The organism is Bradyrhizobium sp. SZCCHNPS1003, assembly GCF_032381555.1.
Lineage (GTDB): Bacteria > Pseudomonadota > Alphaproteobacteria > Rhizobiales > Xanthobacteraceae > Bradyrhizobium.
In genome coordinates this window covers 220,715-239,406 of the sequence record NZ_JAUHIU010000002.1, presented here as the reverse complement: position 1 = coordinate 239,406, position 18,692 = coordinate 220,715, and the positions used below count along the sequence as shown (strand labels likewise).

At 65.7% G+C, this 18,692-nt stretch carries 16 protein-coding genes; 6 read left to right on the top strand and 10 right to left on the bottom strand.

Annotation, left to right across the window (positions count from 1 at the left end; genetic code table 11):
* Window positions 1–148: 148 nt before the first annotated feature.
* From QX126_RS04830 to ltnD, 6 genes are all read right to left on the bottom strand, one after another.
* On the bottom strand, window positions 149–1,753 hold the full coding sequence (locus QX126_RS04830) for an ABC transporter substrate-binding protein (RefSeq protein ID WP_315779622.1): 1,605 nt from the start codon (window positions 1,751–1,753) through the stop codon (window positions 149–151).
* Window positions 1,754–1,825: 72 nt separating this feature from the next.
* Window positions 1,826–3,529, bottom strand: a complete 1,704-nt coding sequence (locus QX126_RS04825; protein ID WP_315737241.1) for a methyl-accepting chemotaxis protein — start codon at window positions 3,527–3,529, stop codon at window positions 1,826–1,828.
* A gap of 525 nt (window positions 3,530–4,054) precedes the next feature.
* Window positions 4,055–6,082, bottom strand: a complete 2,028-nt coding sequence (locus QX126_RS04820; protein ID WP_315779621.1) for a HAMP domain-containing methyl-accepting chemotaxis protein — start codon at window positions 6,080–6,082, stop codon at window positions 4,055–4,057.
* 278 nt (window positions 6,083–6,360) lie between these two features.
* Window positions 6,361–7,638: a 3-oxo-tetronate kinase gene (gene otnK / locus QX126_RS04815; protein ID WP_315779619.1), complete on the bottom strand. Its 1,278-nt coding sequence runs from the start codon at window positions 7,636–7,638 to the stop codon at window positions 6,361–6,363.
* On the bottom strand, window positions 7,635–8,417 hold the full coding sequence (gene otnI / locus QX126_RS04810; protein ID WP_315779616.1) for a 2-oxo-tetronate isomerase: 783 nt from the start codon (window positions 8,415–8,417) through the stop codon (window positions 7,635–7,637). Before otnI ends, otnK begins: the two co-directional genes overlap by 4 nt.
* A gap of 22 nt (window positions 8,418–8,439) precedes the next feature.
* The gene (ltnD, locus tag QX126_RS04805) at window positions 8,440–9,363 is read right to left on the bottom strand and encodes an L-threonate dehydrogenase (protein ID WP_409997724.1); all 924 of its coding nucleotides are present in this window, start codon (window positions 9,361–9,363) and stop codon (window positions 8,440–8,442) included.
* 120 nt (window positions 9,364–9,483) lie between these two features.
* On the opposite strand from ltnD, the gene QX126_RS04800 reads away from it, so the two are divergent.
* The 6 genes from QX126_RS04800 (at window position 9,484) to QX126_RS04775 (ending at window position 15,184) form a co-directional block, all read left to right on the top strand.
* The gene (locus QX126_RS04800) at window positions 9,484–10,146 is read left to right on the top strand and encodes an aldolase (RefSeq protein ID WP_315779614.1); all 663 of its coding nucleotides are present in this window, start codon (window positions 9,484–9,486) and stop codon (window positions 10,144–10,146) included.
* A 24-nt stretch (window positions 10,147–10,170) separates the two neighbouring features.
* Window positions 10,171–10,383: a hypothetical protein gene (locus QX126_RS04795; protein ID WP_315779612.1), complete on the top strand. Its 213-nt coding sequence runs from the start codon at window positions 10,171–10,173 to the stop codon at window positions 10,381–10,383.
* A gap of 509 nt (window positions 10,384–10,892) precedes the next feature.
* Window positions 10,893–11,930: an ABC transporter ATP-binding protein gene (locus tag QX126_RS04790; RefSeq protein WP_315779867.1), complete on the top strand. Its 1,038-nt coding sequence runs from the start codon at window positions 10,893–10,895 to the stop codon at window positions 11,928–11,930.
* 32 nt (window positions 11,931–11,962) lie between these two features.
* On the top strand, window positions 11,963–13,252 hold the full coding sequence (locus tag QX126_RS04785; RefSeq protein ID WP_315779611.1) for a PotD/PotF family extracellular solute-binding protein: 1,290 nt from the start codon (window positions 11,963–11,965) through the stop codon (window positions 13,250–13,252).
* Window positions 13,253–13,342: 90 nt separating this feature from the next.
* Window positions 13,343–14,278, top strand: coding sequence for an ABC transporter permease (locus QX126_RS04780; protein WP_315779610.1), 936 nt, complete (start codon window positions 13,343–13,345; stop codon window positions 14,276–14,278).
* Window positions 14,279–14,281: 3 nt separating this feature from the next.
* Window positions 14,282–15,184 carry an ABC transporter permease gene (locus tag QX126_RS04775; protein WP_315737232.1) on the top strand — a complete coding sequence of 301 codons (903 nt, stop codon included), beginning with the start codon at window positions 14,282–14,284 and terminating at the stop codon, window positions 15,182–15,184.
* A 149-nt stretch (window positions 15,185–15,333) separates the two neighbouring features.
* Here the strand turns inward: QX126_RS04775 and QX126_RS04770 are convergent, their stop codons facing one another.
* Genes QX126_RS04770 through QX126_RS04755 form a run of 4 tightly spaced genes read right to left on the bottom strand, consistent with a single transcriptional unit; the run spans window position 15,334 to window position 18,632 of the window.
* Complete coding sequence (locus QX126_RS04770) at window positions 15,334–16,038, bottom strand: ABC transporter ATP-binding protein (protein WP_315779608.1); 705 nt, start codon at window positions 16,036–16,038, stop codon at window positions 15,334–15,336.
* A complete protein-coding gene (locus QX126_RS04765; RefSeq protein ID WP_315779606.1) occupies window positions 16,022–16,753 on the bottom strand; it encodes an ABC transporter ATP-binding protein in 732 nt (243 codons plus the stop codon). The genes QX126_RS04770 and QX126_RS04765 overlap by 17 nt, the downstream gene beginning before the upstream one ends.
* On the bottom strand, window positions 16,750–17,754 hold the full coding sequence (locus QX126_RS04760; protein ID WP_315779604.1) for a branched-chain amino acid ABC transporter permease: 1,005 nt from the start codon (window positions 17,752–17,754) through the stop codon (window positions 16,750–16,752). Before QX126_RS04760 ends, QX126_RS04765 begins: the two co-directional genes overlap by 4 nt.
* The gene (locus QX126_RS04755) at window positions 17,754–18,632 is read right to left on the bottom strand and encodes a branched-chain amino acid ABC transporter permease (RefSeq protein ID WP_315779602.1); all 879 of its coding nucleotides are present in this window, start codon (window positions 18,630–18,632) and stop codon (window positions 17,754–17,756) included. Before QX126_RS04755 ends, QX126_RS04760 begins: the two co-directional genes overlap by 1 nt.
* Window positions 18,633–18,692 lie beyond the last annotated feature (60 nt).

The following is an 18,692-nucleotide window of genomic DNA, read 5'->3' as shown; positions in this document are numbered from 1 at the left end:
GTCGCCCGACGGCATCTGCGGCCGATGGCCGAAGAAATCTCCGACAGCATCTCGATGATTGCGAGCTGCTGCATCTCGCGCTTGCGATGCGGCCGCCATGGGCCGCACATGCTGGCGCTCGCTCCCCCTTTTTATCCCGCGCCGCGGGTCACTCCAGCTCGATCGCCTGATAGGCGCCGGTCTCGTCGAGCGCCGTGCCCCAGATCTTGTGCGAGGCCTGATGTTCGGCGGGGCCGAAGTTGAGCAAGGCTCCAAGACCGAGATCGATGTTACGCATCGACTCGAGGGTATCGATCAACCGCTCGGTATCGAGCTGCGGACCGGCCTTCTTCAGGGCTTGAATTAGGATGCTCGCCTCGATGTAGCCCTCGAGCGAGGTGTAGTCCGGTGGCTCGCCGGGGAAATGCTTCGCCAGCGCGGCCTTGTAGTCGAGCACCACGCTCGAATAGCCGGAGACGGCGGGAACGGTCTGGGTCACGATGACCCCGGTGGCGTATCGCGAACCAAGCAGCATGAGCTCGTTGGCAAGCGCCGATGCACCGACCGCCGACACATTGACGAAGACGACGCCGGGAAGCGCGTCGCGCGCCTTTTCGATGAACTTCGCTGCCGCGCGCGAGGTTGCGACCATGATGACCGCACGGACGGGCACCTTCTGTGCCTTGAGCTGGTTGATCGCGGGCTCCACATCCACGGTGTTGCGGGTGTAGTTGACGCGCAGGATCGCAGCGTCGCTGAGGCCCAGGACGCGAAATGCCTTCGCCACGCCGGCAAAGCCTGCATCCCCGAACGAATCGTCCTGCGCGAACAGCGCGATCTGGCGCGGCGGCACTCGGCGCAGCTTCACCAGGTAACGGACCAGCGCATCGGCTTCTTCCGAATAGCTCGGGCGATAGTTGAAGACGTAGCGGTCCGGCGGATCGTGGCGCGAGACATTCGCACCGGTGTAGGGGCTGAAGAACAGCATCCGGCGCTCGAGCGAATATGGAATGGCAACGGCCGCGGTCACGGTCCCGAAACTGCCGACGAAGCCGAACACGCGCTCCTTCTCGTAGAGCTGCTTCATGGCATCGAGTGTGCGGTTCGGATCATAGCCGTCATCGGCGACGGCGAGCTTGAGCATCCGGCCATTGACACCGCCGGTGTCGTTGGCATGGTTGAAGGCGGCTTCGATACCGACCTTGAGCAGACGTCCTGATTCCTTGTTCGCGCCCGACAGCGGCAAGACGCTGCCGAACGTGATGTCACGCTCCGTGACGCCGCGAACCGATGGAGCAGGCACAGCACTCGTCACACCAGCCGCAGCGACCGGGAGCGTCGCATCCGGCAGCGCGCCGGCCGCCGTTGCCGGTGCGCCGATCGATCGCTCGATGTCTCCGAGCTGGAGCTCGGCCCGTCGGCAGTCCTGGCGGCCACTCGCCACGGCCGCGCGACCGTCGGCGATGAAGCGGTCGAACTGGCGCGTCAGCTCGTTTCGATCGCCGTCGTTGTTCGAGGCCTCCCGGATGACGGCCTGGAACTTGCCGATGATGGCTTGGATACGCGGCCGAGGGATATCGCTGCAGGCAAGGGCCCCCCCGATGACGGGACCGATCCTGCCACTGAGGTCGCGCACGACGGCGAGGTTGTCGCCGGGCGCTGCATGGATCGATGTAGTGAACATGAGGGCGAGGATGATCGCCGAGGAATTCGCGAACGATCGCATCCGGCTTACCACCTCGTGGCGGGGCCGGAAGTCAAGAAAGGTGATCATGGCGGAGCTTCAAACTCGTTGAGACACGTTGGTTGGATCGCTGATTTAGCTGATGAGATTGCTGTCGGCCTCTCAGGCCGCGCGGACCGTCTGCAGGAAGCGGCTGACCTCGCGCTTGAGGCGGTTGCTGTCTGTCGACAGACCCTGGGCCGCCTCCAGCACCTGGGTCGACGCCGAGCCGGTCTCGGTCGCGCCGCGCTGCACGTCGGTGATGTTGACGGAAACCTGCTGCGTGCCGTGCGCCGCCTGCTGCACGTTGCGCGAGATTTCCTTGGTCGCGGCGTTCTGCTCTTCGACGGCGGCAGCAATCGTCGAGGAAACCTCCGACAGCCGCTCGATGCTGCCGGAGATCAGCCTGATCGCCGCGACCGATTCCTGTGTCGCCGCCTGGATGCCGGCCACCTGCTGGCCGATCTCGTCGGTCGCCTTGGCGGTCTGCTCCGCCAGCGCCTTGACCTCGGCGGCGACCACGGCAAAGCCCCGCCCCGCCTCGCCGGCACGCGCCGCCTCGATGGTGGCGTTCAGCGCCAGCAGATTGGTCTGCCCGGCAATGCTGTTGATCAGCTCGACCACGTCGCCGATGCGGCTCGCCGCGCGCGACAGTTCGCTCACCCGCTCGTTGGTCTTCTTCGCCTGCTCGACCGCTTCATTGGCCATGCGCGCCGATTCATGCACCTGGCGGCCGATCTCGGTGACCGAGGACGTCATCTCCTCGGTGGCCGAGGCGACGGATTGCACGTTGGTGGACGCTTCCTCCGACGCGGCCGCCACCGTGGTTGCGAGCTCGCCGGCGCGGACCGCCGTCTTGCTCAACGTGTCCGCCGACACTTCCAGTCTGGACGAAGCCGACGAGACCGTCTCGACGATCTCGCCAACGGCGCTTTCGAAGTCGTCGGCCATCTTGTGCATGTCGGCCTTGCGGCGGGCCAGCGCCCGCTGCTCGGCTTCCTTCTGCTCCGCTTCCAGCGCGTGACGTGCGACCGCATTGCTCTTGAACACCTCGACGGCGCCGGCCATCTCGCCGATCTCGTCGCCGCGTCCCACGCCGGGGACCTCGACGTCGAGACGGCCGCCGGCGAGGCTCTTCATCGCGCTGGTCATGCGATGCAGCGGGTTGGTGATGCCGCGCCCGACGAGCGTCGACACGACGAGCAGGATCAGCAGCACGATTCCGGCCGCCGTCAACGACTGCCGCGTCGAGGCCCAGGCCTGCGCCGAGAGGTCATCGATATAAACGCCGGTTCCGACCAGCCAATTCCAGGGTGCGAACCCCGCGACATGGGTCAGCTTGGGCTGCGGCGTCTCGGAGCCGGGCTTCGGCCAATCGTAGTCGACGAAGCCGCGGCCATGCTGGCGAACCACATCGATCATCTCAATAAACAGCTTCTTGCCGTTCGGATCCTTCATGTCCGCGACGTCCTGCCCGACCAGCTTGGTCGAGATCGGATGCATCAGCATCTTCGCGGTCATGTCCGTGACGAAGAAATACTCGTTGCCGCCATAGCGCAGCTGGGAGGCGCGCTCGAGAGCGCGCTTCTGCGCCTCGGCGACCGAGATCGTCCCCTTCTGCGCGGCCGCATGCTCCTCGGCGAAGATGCCGAGCGCGAGCTCGGTCAGATGCCGGAGCTCGAGCTGCTTCTGCTGCTTGAGGCCTGCGGCGAGCTCGCGGGAATTGAAGGCAGTCAGGCCGATCAGGCCGAGGAAGCTCAGACCGATCAGGGCATAGATCTTGATCCCGATGGTGAGCTTGAGGCGATGGGGCATTGCAAAGGACATGTCGGTCTCCACGGCGCGACTCATGCTGGGGGCGCTCGGGGACAGATCACGTCGACGGGCGTGGGCTCGCCTCGTCGTCACGCAAACGGGCCCGCAGCCCACGCGTGGAAGCTACGGGAGCCAAAATTAAGTCTGGTTAAGACCATGTCCGTGCAAATACGGAGCAGCGATCGAAAAGTGATCGTTGCCCGTCCAGATCGGTAACGCGCTCCGGCTTGGCCGTGCGGCGCGTCATCTCATGCCGTGCGACCGAACGAGAGAAGCGCCGTTTGCCCGTGGGGCTCGACTGCGCGTTGGCCGCGAATGACCAGACCCTACACGCCTATTCTTAACGCAAGTTAAAAACGCAGATTGACTACGCAGGTTAGTTTTCCGGCGTCGATGTAGCGCGAACAGAAAAGCCGCGGGCGACGGGACCGCGGACTGTCCCTGTTGGGCCAGAAAATGCAGAAGGCCGGAGCGTTCGATGCTCCGGCCTTCCAATCCCCCGCGCGACCAGCAGTTCGTCGCTTCCGCTGCTCAGCGTTACGCCGCCCGCACCGAGCCGAGGAAGCTCGCGACCTCCTGCTTGAGGCGATTGCTGTCGCCGGACAGCGCCTGTGCCGCTGAGAGCACCTGGGCCGAGGCCGACCCGGTCTCGGCCGCGCCGCGCTCGACATCGGCGATGTTGGACGAGACCTGCTGCGTGCCATGCGCGGCCTGCTGAACGTTGCGTGAGATCTCCTGCGTCGCCGCACCCTGCTCTTCGACAGCCGCTGCGATGGTCGAGGAGATTTCCGACAGCTTCTCGATCGTGGAGGAGATCTCCTTGATGGCGCTGACCGACTCCTGCGTCGCGACCTGGATGCTCGAGATCTGCTGGCCGATCTCGCCGGTTGCCTTCGCGGTCTGCTCCGCCAGCGCCTTGACCTCGGAGGCGACGACCGCGAAGCCGCGGCCGGCGTCGCCGGCGCGCGCCGCCTCGATGGTGGCGTTGAGCGCCAGCAGGTTGGTCTGGCCGGCAATCGTGTTGATCAGTTCGACGACATCGCCGATGCGGGTGGCCGCCTTGGACAGCTCGCTGACACGCCCGGTCGTGGTGCGGGCCTGGCCGACGGCGTCGTTGGCGATGCGCGCCGATTCCTGCACCTGGCGGCTGATCTCGGTGACCGAAGAGGCCATCTGCTCGGTCGCAGACGCCACCGACTGGACGTTGGTCGTGGCTTCCTCCGAGGCGGACGCAACCGCCGTCGTCAAGCCCTGCGAGCGCGTCGCGGCCTGGGTCAGCGTGGTGGCTGACTGCTCGAGCTGGCTCGAGGCCGACGAGACGGTGTTCACGATTTCGCCGACCGCGGCTTCGAACTGCTCGGCCAGCCGCTGCATGTCGGCCTTGCGCTGGCGCGCCGCGATCGCGTCCTGTGCATTCTTCGTTTCGGCCTCGGCACGCGCCTTCTCCTCCGCGTTGCCCCGGATCACCGTCACGGTCTTGGCAAGATCGCCGATCTCGTCGCCGCGCGATGCACCGGGGATGACGATGTCGAGCCGGCCACGCGCCATCTCGCCGAGCGCCGCATTGAGCCGGGTCAACGGACGGGCGATCCCGAGGAACGAGAACACGACCGAGCTGAGCACCGATGCCAGGACGGCCAGTCCGACGATTAGCATGATGCGGCTCGCCTGCGCGGCCACCTCGTCGGCATCATATCTTGCGCTGGCGTTGCGCGCGCGGGCATCCTGGATCGCTGCCGTCATGAGCTCGCCGGCCTCGCCGAGATAGACCAGCGTACGGTCGCGCAGCACCGCTTCCTTGATTCCTTCGATCTTGACCACCTCGTCGTTCGCAGCGACGAAGTCCGACGCGATGCCGTTGAGCTTGCTGATCGTCGCCTGGATCTCGCGGTCATCGGCCAGCATGCGGGCATCGGTCAGCGAGCTCTTCAGGATCGGCACCGTCTGCTTCAGATGCGCGATCGTCACGGCATCCCCGGTCATGCCGAACCGCCAGGCCTGGGACCGCATGTAGTTCAGCTTGGCATCGGCCGCATGAAGCTGCCGCTCGACGCGCTCGCGGAAGGCAAGCTTCGGCAGCGCCGGCGAGGCGAGCAGCGCCTTGAGACCGTTGGTCCACTCGTTGGAGACCGCGCTCCGCTTGTCGATCTGCAGCAGCAGCGCCTTCTGCGCCTGGGCAAGCTCCACCGCGCCGGCGGCGTAGTTCGTCATCAGCTCCTTGAGCCGGCTCAGCCGAGACCGATTTTCGGCCGTCGCCACGTTCGCAAGGGCGCCGTCGATGTCCGTGACCATCGCGGCCGAGAACTGCTGAATGTCGGCAGCGGCCTTCTCGGCATCGGCCGGCACCCGCGCCAGCCGGGCCGAGCGGCCCGCGAGCTGGGTCTGCTGCATGTTGATGCTGGCCGACATGACGCTCTCGACCACGCGCCGGGAGCTCTCCGCCCGCTGATTGGCTTCGTTGACCGCTCTCTCGGCAATCATCTGATTTGCGATCATGCCGACCGCGAGAGATGCGCCGATGGCGCCAGCAAGCCCGAGTTTGTAGCCGATCCGATTCAGTTTCATTGCCCTACCCACAGATGGACGCGTCACGCGACGGTCCGTACCGGAGGTATAGCGGTGAGGTCCCTAGAGACCGTTAATTTACGGGAGTTATCGGGCATTACACGCAAAAAACTTCTGCTTTTTCAGTGTGCGTCCCGATGCTTATGGCGGCACGGCGGCGCTGCCGTGCCGAGCGACGGCTCACAAACTAAGCAGATGATGAGATCGGGACCGAGGCCCAGCACGTCGTTCCAAAATCCGGCACAGGCCGACGCAGCCGGCAGTCGGCTGACGCGCAGTTAGCGCATCAGCCCGAGCGCGTCGGCGAAGAACTGCGGCCCGCCGAAATTGCCGGACTTCAGCGCCAGCAGCATGTCGCCGCCCTGTGCGCCGATTGCGCGAAGCACCGGCACACCGGCCGCGATCTCTGGACCAACGAGGAAGCCGGGAATCCCCAGCCGGTCAACGACGGCGCCCGAGGTCTCGCCGCCGGCGACGATCAACCGCCGCACGCCGGCCTCAATCAGCCCCTCGGCGAGATCGGCCATCGCCTGCTCGATGGCGTGCCCCGCCGCTTCGCGGCCGTGCCTGGATTGCAGCGCGCTGACCTGATCCGGCGTCGCGCTGGAGGCAATCAGCACAGGCCCCTTGGCAATGCGCTCACGCGCCCAGGCCAGCGCGCGCTGCGCCTCGTCCGGACCGGCGACCAGGCCCGCCGCATCGAGATGCAGCACCGGCATGATGGTCTCGGCCTGCGCGATCTGCTGCAGCGTCGCCTGCGAGCAGCTTCCGGCGAGGCAGGCGGCCATGCCGCCGACGGGCGCATCCGCGTGATGCGCCAAGCCGTGGGCATGCACGTGCCCGGCCTCGACCAAAGCGCGCGCCAGCCCGAGCCCGATGCCGGACGCGCCGACAGAGACCCGGTTCTTCAAGGCGGCCGCGCCGATCGCAATCAGGTCGGCGTCGAACACGGCATCGACGATCGCCGCACCAATGCCCTGCGCGGCCAATTCCTGCAGCCTGTGGCCGATCGCCTCCGGCCCGTGCACGACGGCGGCGAGGTCGACCAAGCCGATTTTCCTGCGGCTCTGGCGCGCCAGCACGCGCACCAGATTGGCGTCGTGCATCGGGTTGAGCGGATGATCCTTGAGCGGGCTCTCGTTGAGCGGCACGCTGCCGACGAAGAGGTTGCCTTGATAGACGGTCCGCCTGGTTTCCGGGAAGGCCGGGGTCACCAGCACGATGCCGTCGCCCGCATCACCGGCGAGCGCGTCCATGACAGGGCCGATATTGCCGGCGTCGGTGGAATCGAACGTCGAGCAGATCTTGAACAGCACGTGGTCGGCACCCCGTGCGCGCAGCCATTTGTCGGCCTCGCGTGAGCGGGCCACGGCGAACGAAGCCTCGATCGACCGGCTCTTCAGCGACACCACGACGGCATCGACCTCCGGCAGCGTGAGGTCATCAGCCGGCACGCCGATCGTCTGCACCGTGCGCAGGCCGGCGCGAGTCAAGGTGTTGGCGAGGTCGGAGGCGCCGGTGTAGTCATCGGCGATGCAGCCGAGTTTCAAGGTCACGGCTTCACTCCCTTGTAGGGCGCAAACCAGCCGAGCCCGTCCTCGGTGCGACCGCGCGGATTGTACTCGCAGCCGACGAAGCCGGCATAGCCGAGCCGGTCGAGCTCGGCGAACAGGAACGGATAGTTCAGCTCCTCGCCGTCGGGCTCGTTGCGCGAGGGGATGCTGGCGATCTGGATGTGGCCGATGATGTCCATCATCTCGCGCAGCCGCATGGTGACGTCGCCATGGATGATCTGGCAGTGATAGATGTCGAACTGCAGCTTGAGATTGGGAATCTTCAGCTCGCGGATGAGATCGCGGGCGAAGCCGAAATCGTTGAGGAAGTAGCCGGGCACGTTGCGCGCATTGATCGGCTCGATGACGACGTCGAAGCCATGGGGCGCGAAGAACTCGGCCGTCCATGCCACCGACTTGTAGTACGCCTCGACCGCCTTCGCATCGCTGCGCTCGGCAATCCCCGCCATCAGGTGCAGCCGCTTCACGCCGGTGGCCTTGGCATAGGGCAGCGCCGTCTCGAGGCTCGCCTTGAGATCATCGAAGCGCTGGGGCAGCGCGGCAAAGCCCTTCTCGCCGGCATCCCAGTTGCCGGGCGGCAGGTTGAACAGCGCTTGCGTCAGGCCGTTGCCGTGCAGCCGCTTGCCGACCTCCTCGGCCGGATAATCATAGGGAAACAGGAATTCGACCGCGGTGAAGCCGGCCTTGGCGGCGGCGGCGAAGCGGTCGAGGAACGGATGCTCGGTGAACATCATCGAGAGATTGGCGGCGAAACGGGGCATGGCGTGAAAACTCGTCGTGCTGCTACTTGGAGGAGCCCGGCAGCGTCGTGCCGGTGACCTGCGCATACATCCGCGCCACCGAGGCGTCGTCGTCGCGGCCCATGCCGGCGGCCGACGTCATCAGGAACATCTGCAGCGCGGCGGCCGAGACGGGCACCGGAAAACGATGGCTGCGCGCCATGTCCTGGATGATGCCGAGATCCTTGACGAAGATCTCGACCGCACTGCGCGGCGTGTAGTCGCCGTCGAGGACGTGCGGCATGCGGTTCTCGAACATCCAGGAATTGCCGGCCGAGGCTGTGATGACCTCATAGACCTTGCGGATGTCGAGGCCCTGCTTGGCGGCGAAGGCGATGGCCTCGCTGGCAGCGGCGATGTGCACGCCGGCGAGCAGCTGGTTGATCATCTTGAACGCGGCGCCCTGCCCGGCCGCATCGCCGAGCTCATAGAGCTTGGCCGCCATCGCATCGAGCGCCGGCCGCGCCTTGGCAAACGCAGCCGCGCTGCCCGAGGCCAGGATCGTCAGCTCGCCTTGCGCGGCGCGCTGCGCGCCGCCGGAGATCGGCGCGTCGAGGTAGTGCCGGCCGGTGGCTTCGAGCTGCTTCGCGAGCCGCCGCGCGACGTCAGGGTCCATGGTCGCGGAGGAGACGAACACGGAGTCCTTCGGCATGGTTTCGGCAGCACCGCCGGGGCCGAACAGGATGGCTTCCGTCTGCGCCGCGTTGACGACGACACTGACCACGATGTCGGCACCTCGCGCTGCCTCGGCCGGGCTCGCCGCGCCCTTGCCGCCGTCGGCGACGAGGCGCGCTACGGCATCCGCCGAGACATCGCATCCGGTCACCTCGAAGCCTGCGCGTTTCAGCGAGGTCGCCATGCCGAACCCCATCGAGCCGAGCCCGATCACGGCGACTTTCAATTGCGATGGCGACGGCATGCGGCAGATCCCTGAAGCGTTTCCTGGTGACGTCCGGTTGCCCCGGACTGCACTCTGGGTATCACGGCTTGGCCGCGTTGCCAAAGCGTGAGACAAAGCGGCCAAAGAGCGAAATGCGAGGAAAGTCCCGTGGCGGAAACTGCGATTCGCGAGGCCATCTGCCGGTTCGGCCGCTCGCTGTTCGAGCGCGGGCTGACGCCGGGCTCTTCCGGCAACATCAGCGTGCGGCTCGATGATGGCGGCTGGCTGGTCACGCCGACCAATGCCTCGCTCGGCTTCCTCGATCCGGCCCGTTTGTCGCGGCTCGATGCCGCGGGAAAGCTGGTCTCGGGCGACGCGCCGACCAAGGAGGTGCCGCTGCACACCGCGCTGTACCAGACGCGCGATGCTGCCCGCGCCGTGGTGCATCTGCACTCGACCCATTCGGTCGCGATCTCGATGCTGCCGGACATCGATCCGCGCGCCGCGCTGCCGCCGCTGACACCTTATTATTTAATGCGCTGCGGTCAGACCGCGCTGGTGCCCTATCATCGTCCCGGCGATCCCGCGGTAGCCGATGCCATCAAGGGTCTCGCCGGCAAATACGCCTCGGTGCTGCTCGCCAATCACGGGCCGGTGGTGTCCGGCGATACGCTGGAAGCCGCCGTGTTCGCGATGGAGGAGCTCGAGGAGACCGCAAAGCTGTATCTGCTGCTGCGCGGGCTCAACCCACGTCACCTCTCGCCGCAGCAGGTCGACGATCTGGTGAAAGTGTTCGGCCTCGGCCTGCCCGATCACAGCGATCATCACTGATCCCACCAGTCCGGATGGATGGGCATGCAATATCCCGCAACAATGCCAGCCGAGATCGATGCCGCTGTCCGGGTGCTCTATGAGGAGGCCCGCTTCTACCGCTGGTTTCCGATCGCAACCGACTCCTATGACGCGTTCGCCGCCTCCGATCCAATCGCGGTCAGCGAGCTGCGTGACATCGCCGAGCGCATGCTGGTGGCCGCCGCGCAGGCCAGATCGCGGGCAAGGCGGGTCTAGCGTCCCGCCCGGCCTGCCTGCATGCCGCGGAGCCTGCGCCGCCTTGTCACTGATCAAGCTGCCTTGCCTCCAGACGGCAACGATGCCTAATATTGAGGCAAGATAAGGCTGCGGCAGCAATCACGGGCGGATCGATCGAACAAGGACGGCACCGGCAGCACACCACTGCCGCGGCGCGAGGATGCGCCCCGCTCTTCCACCATCGATTGCAGCCCATCGCTCAGCACGCCCGGAGCACGAAAGGACAAGGGCAAAATGCCTCCACATCGGCGTGGGCGCGGCTGTTTGGCCGGATCGGCGCCCGATCTGAGCGGGCTGCCGCCGGGACCGGGGAATGCCCTTTCGAGCGTTGCATACGCATCTCGCCCAACGCGCAATCTTCGCGCACTGCCCCGCCCCCACGGCGACCCTTGGCATATCCGTTGCAGACATCAGACGGATCGGATCGCAGCCGCCCGATGGAGCGAGCCGCGATCATGACCGACACGCGACAGGACGACGGAGGGCGGATGGCGGCGGGCGCGAGCTTGGAACTGGTGAGGGTGACGAAGATGTACGGTCACGTCACCGCCGTCGACGCGATCGATCTGCGGATTCCCGCCGGCTCCTATTGCTGCCTGCTCGGTCCGTCCGGCTGCGGCAAGACCTCCACCCTGCGCATGATCGCCGGCCACGAGTCGGCGACATCGGGCGACATCATCGTCGGCGCCAAGAACGTCACCGAGCTGCCGCCCGCCGGGCGCGGCACCGCGATGATGTTCCAGTCCTACGCGCTGTTTCCGCATCTCTCGGTCATCGACAACGTGGCGTTTGCGTTGAAGATGAAAGGCGTGTCCAAGCCCGAGCGCCACGCCAAGGCACGCGAGCTGCTCGAGCTCGTGGACATGCAGAGCTATGCAGGCCGACTTCCGGCGCAACTTTCCGGCGGCCAGCAGCAGCGCGTGGCACTGGCCCGCGCGCTGATCACCTCGCCGCAGATCCTGCTGCTCGACGAGCCGCTGTCGGCGCTCGACCCGTTCCTGCGCCTGCGCATGCGCGCCGAGCTGAAGCGGCTGCAGCGCGAGCTCGGCCTCACCTTCGTCCATGTCACCCATGGCCAGGACGAGGCCATGGCGCTGTCCGACCTCGTGGTGCTGATGAATGGCGGCCGCATCGAGCAGCAGGGCAGCCCGCGCGAGATCTTCAATCATCCACGCACCGAATTCGCCGCCCGCTTCATCGGCGGTCACAACGTGATCCCGCTGAACGGCGAGACCTTTGCCGTACGCGTCGACCGCATCCAGCTCAAGGCGCCGACTGCGGCGGTCGACGGTCCGGCCGTGCCGGGCACGATCAGCAAGATCGAATATCAGGGCACCTATGTGCTGGTCGCGGTGGCGACCGATGGCGGCCCCGAGATCTCGGCGCAGCTCAGCGACGATCAGTTCGATGCACAGACCCACAGCATCGGCGAGCGCGTCGTCGTCACCTGGAATCCGGCGCTCGCCGATGCGCTGACGACCCGTCCCGCAGCAGCAGCCGCACCGGCCGCTGAGCTGGTCGCCTGATTTCGTTTGCTCGTTTTCCCAAGGAGATGATCATGACCGACCGATCGAAGACAACATCCATCAGCCGCCGCACGCTGCTCAAGGGCGCGGCGGGCGTCGCCGGTCTCGCCGGCTCGGGCACGCTGCTCAGCGCGCCCTATGTCCACGCAGCCGACGCCAAGGTGCTGCGCTATCTCGGCACCGCCGTGAACGAGGGCGACGAGATCTCGAAGAAGTGCCTCGCCGACACCGGCATCAAGATCGAATACATCACGGCGACGACCGACGACGTGACCAAGCGCGTCATCACCCAGCCGAACTCCTTCGACGTGCTCGACACCGAATATTTCTCGCTGAAGAAGCTGGTGCCGTCCGGCAACATCTTTCCGCTCGACGCGCGCAAGATCAAGGAGTTCGACAACATCACGCCCGTCTTCACCAAGGGCGAGCTGCCGAACGGCAAGAAGATCGGCGGCCAGGGCACCGCGCCGTGGAAGGTGCTCTATCTCGAGGGGGCGAACTCCAAGACCTTCTCGGCGACGCCGACCGAGTTCGTCACCTTGATCCCGACCGTGTACAATGCCGATACGCTCGGCATCCGTCCCGACCTGATCAAGCGCCCGATCAACTCCTGGGCCGAGCTGCTCAACCCCGAATTCAAGGGCAAGGCCTCGATCCTCAACATCCCCTCGATCGGCATCATGGACGCCGCCCTCGTCGTCGAGGCGACCGGCCAGTACAAATATGCCGACAAGGGCAACATGACCAAGGCCGAGATCGACCTGACGATGAAGGTCCTGACCGAGGCCAAGAAGGCCGGCCAGTTCCGCGCGTTCTGGAAGGACTTCAACGAGTCCGTCAACCTGATGGCCTCGGGCGAGACCGTGATCCAGTCGATGTGGTCGCCGGCGGTCACCAAGGTGCGGTCGATGGGCATCCCCTGCACCTTCCAGCCGCTCAAGGAAGGCTACCGCTCATGGGCCTCGGGCTTCTGCGTCTCCAAGGCGGTGGCCGGCGGCCCGAAGCTCGACTGGGCCTATGAGTTCGTCAACTGGTACTTGTCCGGCTGGGCCGGCGCCTATCTCAACCGCCAGGGTTACTACTCGGCCGTGCTCTCCACCGCCAAGGCCAACATGACCGAGGACGAGTGGGGCTATTGGATGGAAGGCAAGCCGGCGAAGGCCGACATCAAGGCGCCGGACGGCACCCTGATGGAGAAGGCCGGCGCCGTGCGCGATGGCGGCTCCTACGAGGACCGCATGGGCAACGTCGTGTGCTGGAACGCGGTCATGGACGAGAACGACTACATGGTCCGCAAGTGGAACGAGTTCATCGCCGCCTGATGTGACGATCCCGGCCTGCCGTGCCGTGCTTTCCCGCGCGGCAGGCCTCCTTCTCTCTCTCCCGCACACACAGGACGACAGGTTGCATCCGTGGCCGTGACGATCGACAATTCGCCTGACAGCGTGGCGCCGGCGGAGAGCGCTTTGCGCAAGATCACCATGCGCTCGATCGCCTGGCTGCAGGCCGGCCCGATGATGCTGGTGTTCGCGCTGTTCTTCCTGTTGCCGCTCGTGCTCGTCGTCGTCGTCAGCGCCTGGGACTACAACGAATATGAGATGATCCCGGCGTTCAGCTTCCGCGGCTACACCGACACGTTCGAGGGCTGCGTCGCCAACCTGCCCGAGCTGTGCACCATCCTGAAGACCTATCTCAAGACGCTGAAGCTGTGCCTCCTGACCTGGGGCCTGACGCTGATGATCGGCTTCTGGGTCGCCTATTTCCTCGCCTTCCACGTTCGCAGCAAGACCTGGCAGATCGTGCTGTCGCTGTTGTGCACGATCCCGTTCTGGACATCGAACGTGATCCGGATGATCGCCTGGATCCCGCTGCTGGGGCGCAACGGCCTCGTCAATCAGGGCCTGCAAGGTGTGGGCCTCGTCAACAAGCCGATCGAGTGGCTGCTGTTCTCCGAATTTTCGGTGGTGCTGGCGCTGGTGCACCTGTTCACGTTCTTCATGGTGGTGCCGATCTTCAATTCGATGATCCGCATCGACAAGCGGCTGATCGAGGCCGCCTATGATGCCGGCGCGTCGGGCTGGCAGACACTGGTCAACATCGTCATTCCGCTGTCGAAGCCCGGCATCGTGATCGGCTCGATCTTCGTCATCACGATCGTCATGGGCGACTTCGTCACCATCGGCGTGATGGGCGGCCAGCAGATTGCCTCCGCCGGCAAGATCATCGAAGCGCGCCTCTCCGCGCTGCAATTCCCGGCCGCCGCCGCCAATGCCGTGATCCTGCTCGGTATCACCATCATCATCATCTCCGCGCTGACGCGGATCGTCGACGTGCGCAAGGAGCTCTGAGCCATGGGCGACAAGCGGCCGCGCTCGTTCTACATCCTCGCCTTGTTCTTTTCGGCCTATGTGCTGTTCCTGTACGGGCCGATGATCGCGATCTACATCCTGTCATTCCAGGGGCCCGACGGCGGCCTCACCTTTCCGATGAACGGGGTGTCGCTGACCTGGTTCGGAAAAGTGTTTTCCGGCGGCGGCATCGTCGATATCGGCGCAGCGTTCAAGCGGTCGCTGGCGCTCGGGCTCGTCGTGATGGTGATCACCGTGGTGCTGTCGGTCGCCGCCGGCATGGCCTTCCGCAAGCCGTTCCGCGGCGCCTCGGTGCTGTTCTACACGGCGATCGCGAGCTTGATCATGCCGTCGATCATCACCTCGCTCGGCATCGCGCTCGAATTCCGGCTGATCGACGACTTCGTCAACAAGCACGGCGCCAATGTCGGGCTCGGCTGGCTCGCCGACGGCTATACCACGGCCATGGGCCTGTTCACGTCGGGCCTTGGTGCGCATCTCACCTGGACCTTGCCGTTCGGCCTCCTGATCATGTTCGCGATCTTCAACCGCTTCGACGGCCGGCTGGAGGAAGCCGCGCGCGACCTCGGCGCCACGCCCTGGCAGACCTTCCGCCATGTCGTGCTGCCGATCATCCTGCCCTCCGTGGTCGGCATCGGCCTGTTCGGCTTTACGCTCTCCTGGGACGAGCTCGCCCGCTCCAGCCAGGCCATCGGCTCCGTCAACACCCTGCCGCTGGAGCTGCAGGGCCTGACAACGACGGTGACGAAGCCCGACATCTACGCGCTGGGCACGCTGACCTCGGCGGTGTCGTTCGTGGTGATCTTCGCCGCGCTGTCCGTGATCCTGGTGCTGCAGGCCCGCCAGCGCCGCCAGGGCTCCGACGCTGGTAAGGGCATGGTGTAGCTGCATGAAAACGTAGGGTGGGCAAAGGCGCGCCGCGGTCGTCGCTCATTTGCAAAGGTGTCTCGCGCACCGTGCCCACCGACCTCCCTCACCGGCACCGCCGGTGGGCACGCGGCGCCTAACGGTGCCGCTTTGCCCACCCTACCCGACTACAATCCCAAATACGCCTTCCGCACATCCTTGTTGCCGCTGATCTCCGCCGACGTGCCCTGCATCAGCACCCGGCCGGTCTGGAGGATGTAGGCGCGGTCGGCGATCTCCAGGCATTCGGCCATGCGCTGCTCGACGATCAGCACGGTCATGCCGGCGTCGCGGATGCGCTTCACCGCCTGGAAGATCTCGTCGACCAGCTTCGGCATGATGCCCTGCGACGGCTCGTCGAGCATCAGAAGCCGCGGCCGGGTCATCAAAGCGCGGCCGATCGCCAGCATCTGCTGCTCGCCACCGGACAGCGTTTCCGCGCGCTGCTCCAGCCGCTCCGACAGCCGCGGAAACAGCTTGAACACGAAGTCGAGCGGCTCCTCGCGATTGGCCTCGCCGCGATACAGATAGCTGCCGAGCCTTAAGTTGTCGCGCACCGAGAGCCGCGGAAACAGCCGGCGGTTCTCCGGCACATAGGCGATGCCCTTGGCGGTGATCAGATGCTGCGCCATGCCGTCGATGCGATTGCCGTCGAAGGTGACAGTGCCCGCACGCGGCCGCTCGGCGCCGGCGATCGACTTCAGCAGCGTCGACTTGCCGGCGCCATTGGCACCGGCGACGCAGACGATCTCGCCCTTGTTGACGTCGATCGAGACGTTCGAGATCGCGACCAGGCCCTGATAGGCGGTGGTGACGTCACGCACCGACAGCATGGCGGTCTCCAAGATAGGCGGAAATGACTTTGGGATCGCGGACGACATCCTTGGGCTTGCCTTCGATCAGCACCTTGCCGAGATCGAGCACGATGGCGCGATCGACCAGCGGCATCACGATCTCCATGACGTGCTCGACCATCAGCACCGTGATGCCGGTGTCGCGCACGCGGCGCACGAGTTCGACGCCCTTCTGCGACTCGACGGGCGTGAGGCCGGTCAGCACCTCGTCGAGCAGCAGCAGCTTCGGCTCGGTCGCGAGCGCGCGGGCCACTTCCAGCCGCCGCTTCTCCGACGGCACGAGGTCGCTCGCCAGCACGTCGGCACGCGTATCGAGCCCGCAGAAGGCCAGCACGTCATGCGCCTTCCGCCGCGCCTCGCGCATGACAGTGGTGCGCACCAGCGCGCCGACGATGACGTTCTCGATCACCGTCATGCTCTCAAAGCTCTTCACGACCTGGAAGGTGCGGCCGATGCCACGCTGGCAGCGCTCGGCTGCCGGCAGCGCCGTGACGTCCTCGCCGTCGAAGATGATCGCGCCTTCAGTCGGCTTGAACGCGCCGGCAATCAGGTTGAACAAGGTCGACTTGCCGGCGCCGTTCGGCCCGATCAGGCCGACGATCTCGCCGCGCCCGACCGAAATCGAGACGTCGGAGTTCGCGGTCAGGCCGGAGAAGCGCTGGGTAACGTTGCGGGTTTCCAACAGCGCGGTCATGACGCCACCGCCTCTCTCGCCGGCTGGGCGGCCGGCCTCGGCTTGCGGGAGAACAGACTGACCAGCCCCTGCGGCCGCGCCAGCGAGATCGCGATGATCAGGCCGCCATAGACGATCAGGTCGACGCCGCGGCCCGAGCCGCCGATATAGGAGCGGGTCAGCTCGGTCAGCGGGATCAGGATGACGGCACCGAGCATCGGGCCCCACAAGGTGCCGATGCCTCCGAGCACGGCAGGCAGCGCCATCAGCAACGAGAACTGGAAGCCCATGACGCTCTCGGGGTCGATATAGGAGACGAACTGCGCATAGAAGCTGCCGCCGATGGCGACCAGGAAGGCCGAAACGGCCGCCGCCCCCATCTTGGAGTTGAACACGTCGACGCCGAGGCTCTCCGCCGCGACCGGATTGTCCTTCACCGCGCGCCACCAATAGCCCCACTTGGAATCCTCGAGCCACCAAGTCACGAACCAGGCGACGCAGGCCAGCGCCAGCGCAAAGTAGAAGTACGGCAGCTTGGAGCGGGTGAACTGGAAGGTCAGCCACGAGTCGCGCCGCACCGGAATGTCGATGCCGAGCGCCGCACCCGCCCAGTCCCAGTTCTGAAACAGCAGCAGCGTGATCTCCGCGATCACGATGGTCGCGATGACGAAGTAATGGCCGCCGAGCCGAAAGCAGGGATAGCCGAGCGCCATGGCGATGACGGCAGAGATCAGACCGCCGGCGAGCATGCCGAACCACGGCAGCACGCCGAATTTGGTGAACAGGATCGCGGTCGTATAGGCCCCGAGCCCGAAATACAGCGCATGGCCGAGCGAGATCTGACCGCAATAGCCGGACAGGATGTTCCAGCTCTGCGACAGCGCCGCATACATCAGGGTGAGCACCATGATGTTCTGGACGTAGACGTCCTTGACGAAGAACGGCACGACGGCGGCGATGGCCGCAAGGAAGGCGGCGAGGACGAGGTCGCGCCGACGGCGTTGGATGAATGCCTTATCCATCAGATCGATCCGAACAGACCGCGCGGGCGGATGAAGACGACGAGGAGATAGACTCCGTAGATTCCGACAGTCTTCAGCGACGGCGGCAGGATCAGCGTGGTGATGGCCTCGACGAGGCCCACCACGATGCCGCCGGCAAAGGCGCCGAATACGCTGCCGAAGCCGCCGAGCGCCACCGTCACATAGGCGATGGTCGCGAACGACGCGCCGACGTCGGGAAAGACATAGAAGAAGATCGCCATGACCGCACCGGCAAGGCCGACCAGCGCCGCACCAAGGCCCCAGCCGAGTGCGAACACCTTGTTCTTGTCGATGCCGACCAGCGCCACCGCGCCGGCATCCTCACGCGTCGCCTCCAGCGCGCGGCCGAAATCGGTGCGGTGGATGAAGAAGTACAGCCCGGCGAAGGCCGCGATCGCGATCAGCGCGCCGACCAGCTGCGGCTGCGGCAGGTAGATGCCGGCGATCGAGATCGTCTTGCCGCCGAGCCAGGAGTGCGGAATGCTGCGATAGTCCGGCGTGAAGAAATACTGCGCGACCCCGCGCATCAGCACCGCGAGCCCGAAGGTGGAGAAGATCTGCACCATGCCGGTATTGGCCTTGGCACGGACCGCGAATCTGACGATCAGCAGATAGACCACGGCCCCGAACACGAACAGAGCGGCGGCGACCAGCGGTGCAGCAAGCAACGGATCGAGCGCGAGATAAGCGAACAGGAAGAAGGTCGCGTACATCGCGATCATCAGGAACTCGCCATGGGCGAAGTTCACGACGTCCATCAGGCCGAAGATGAGTGCCAGCCCCACGGCGATCAGACCGTAGAGCAGGCCCATCAACAGGCCGCTGGCGAGACTTTGGATGATTGTTTCTGCTGTCACTTCACTTGCTCCCCCGTCATTGCGAGCGAAGCGAAGCAATCCAGACCTTCTTTGGGGCCC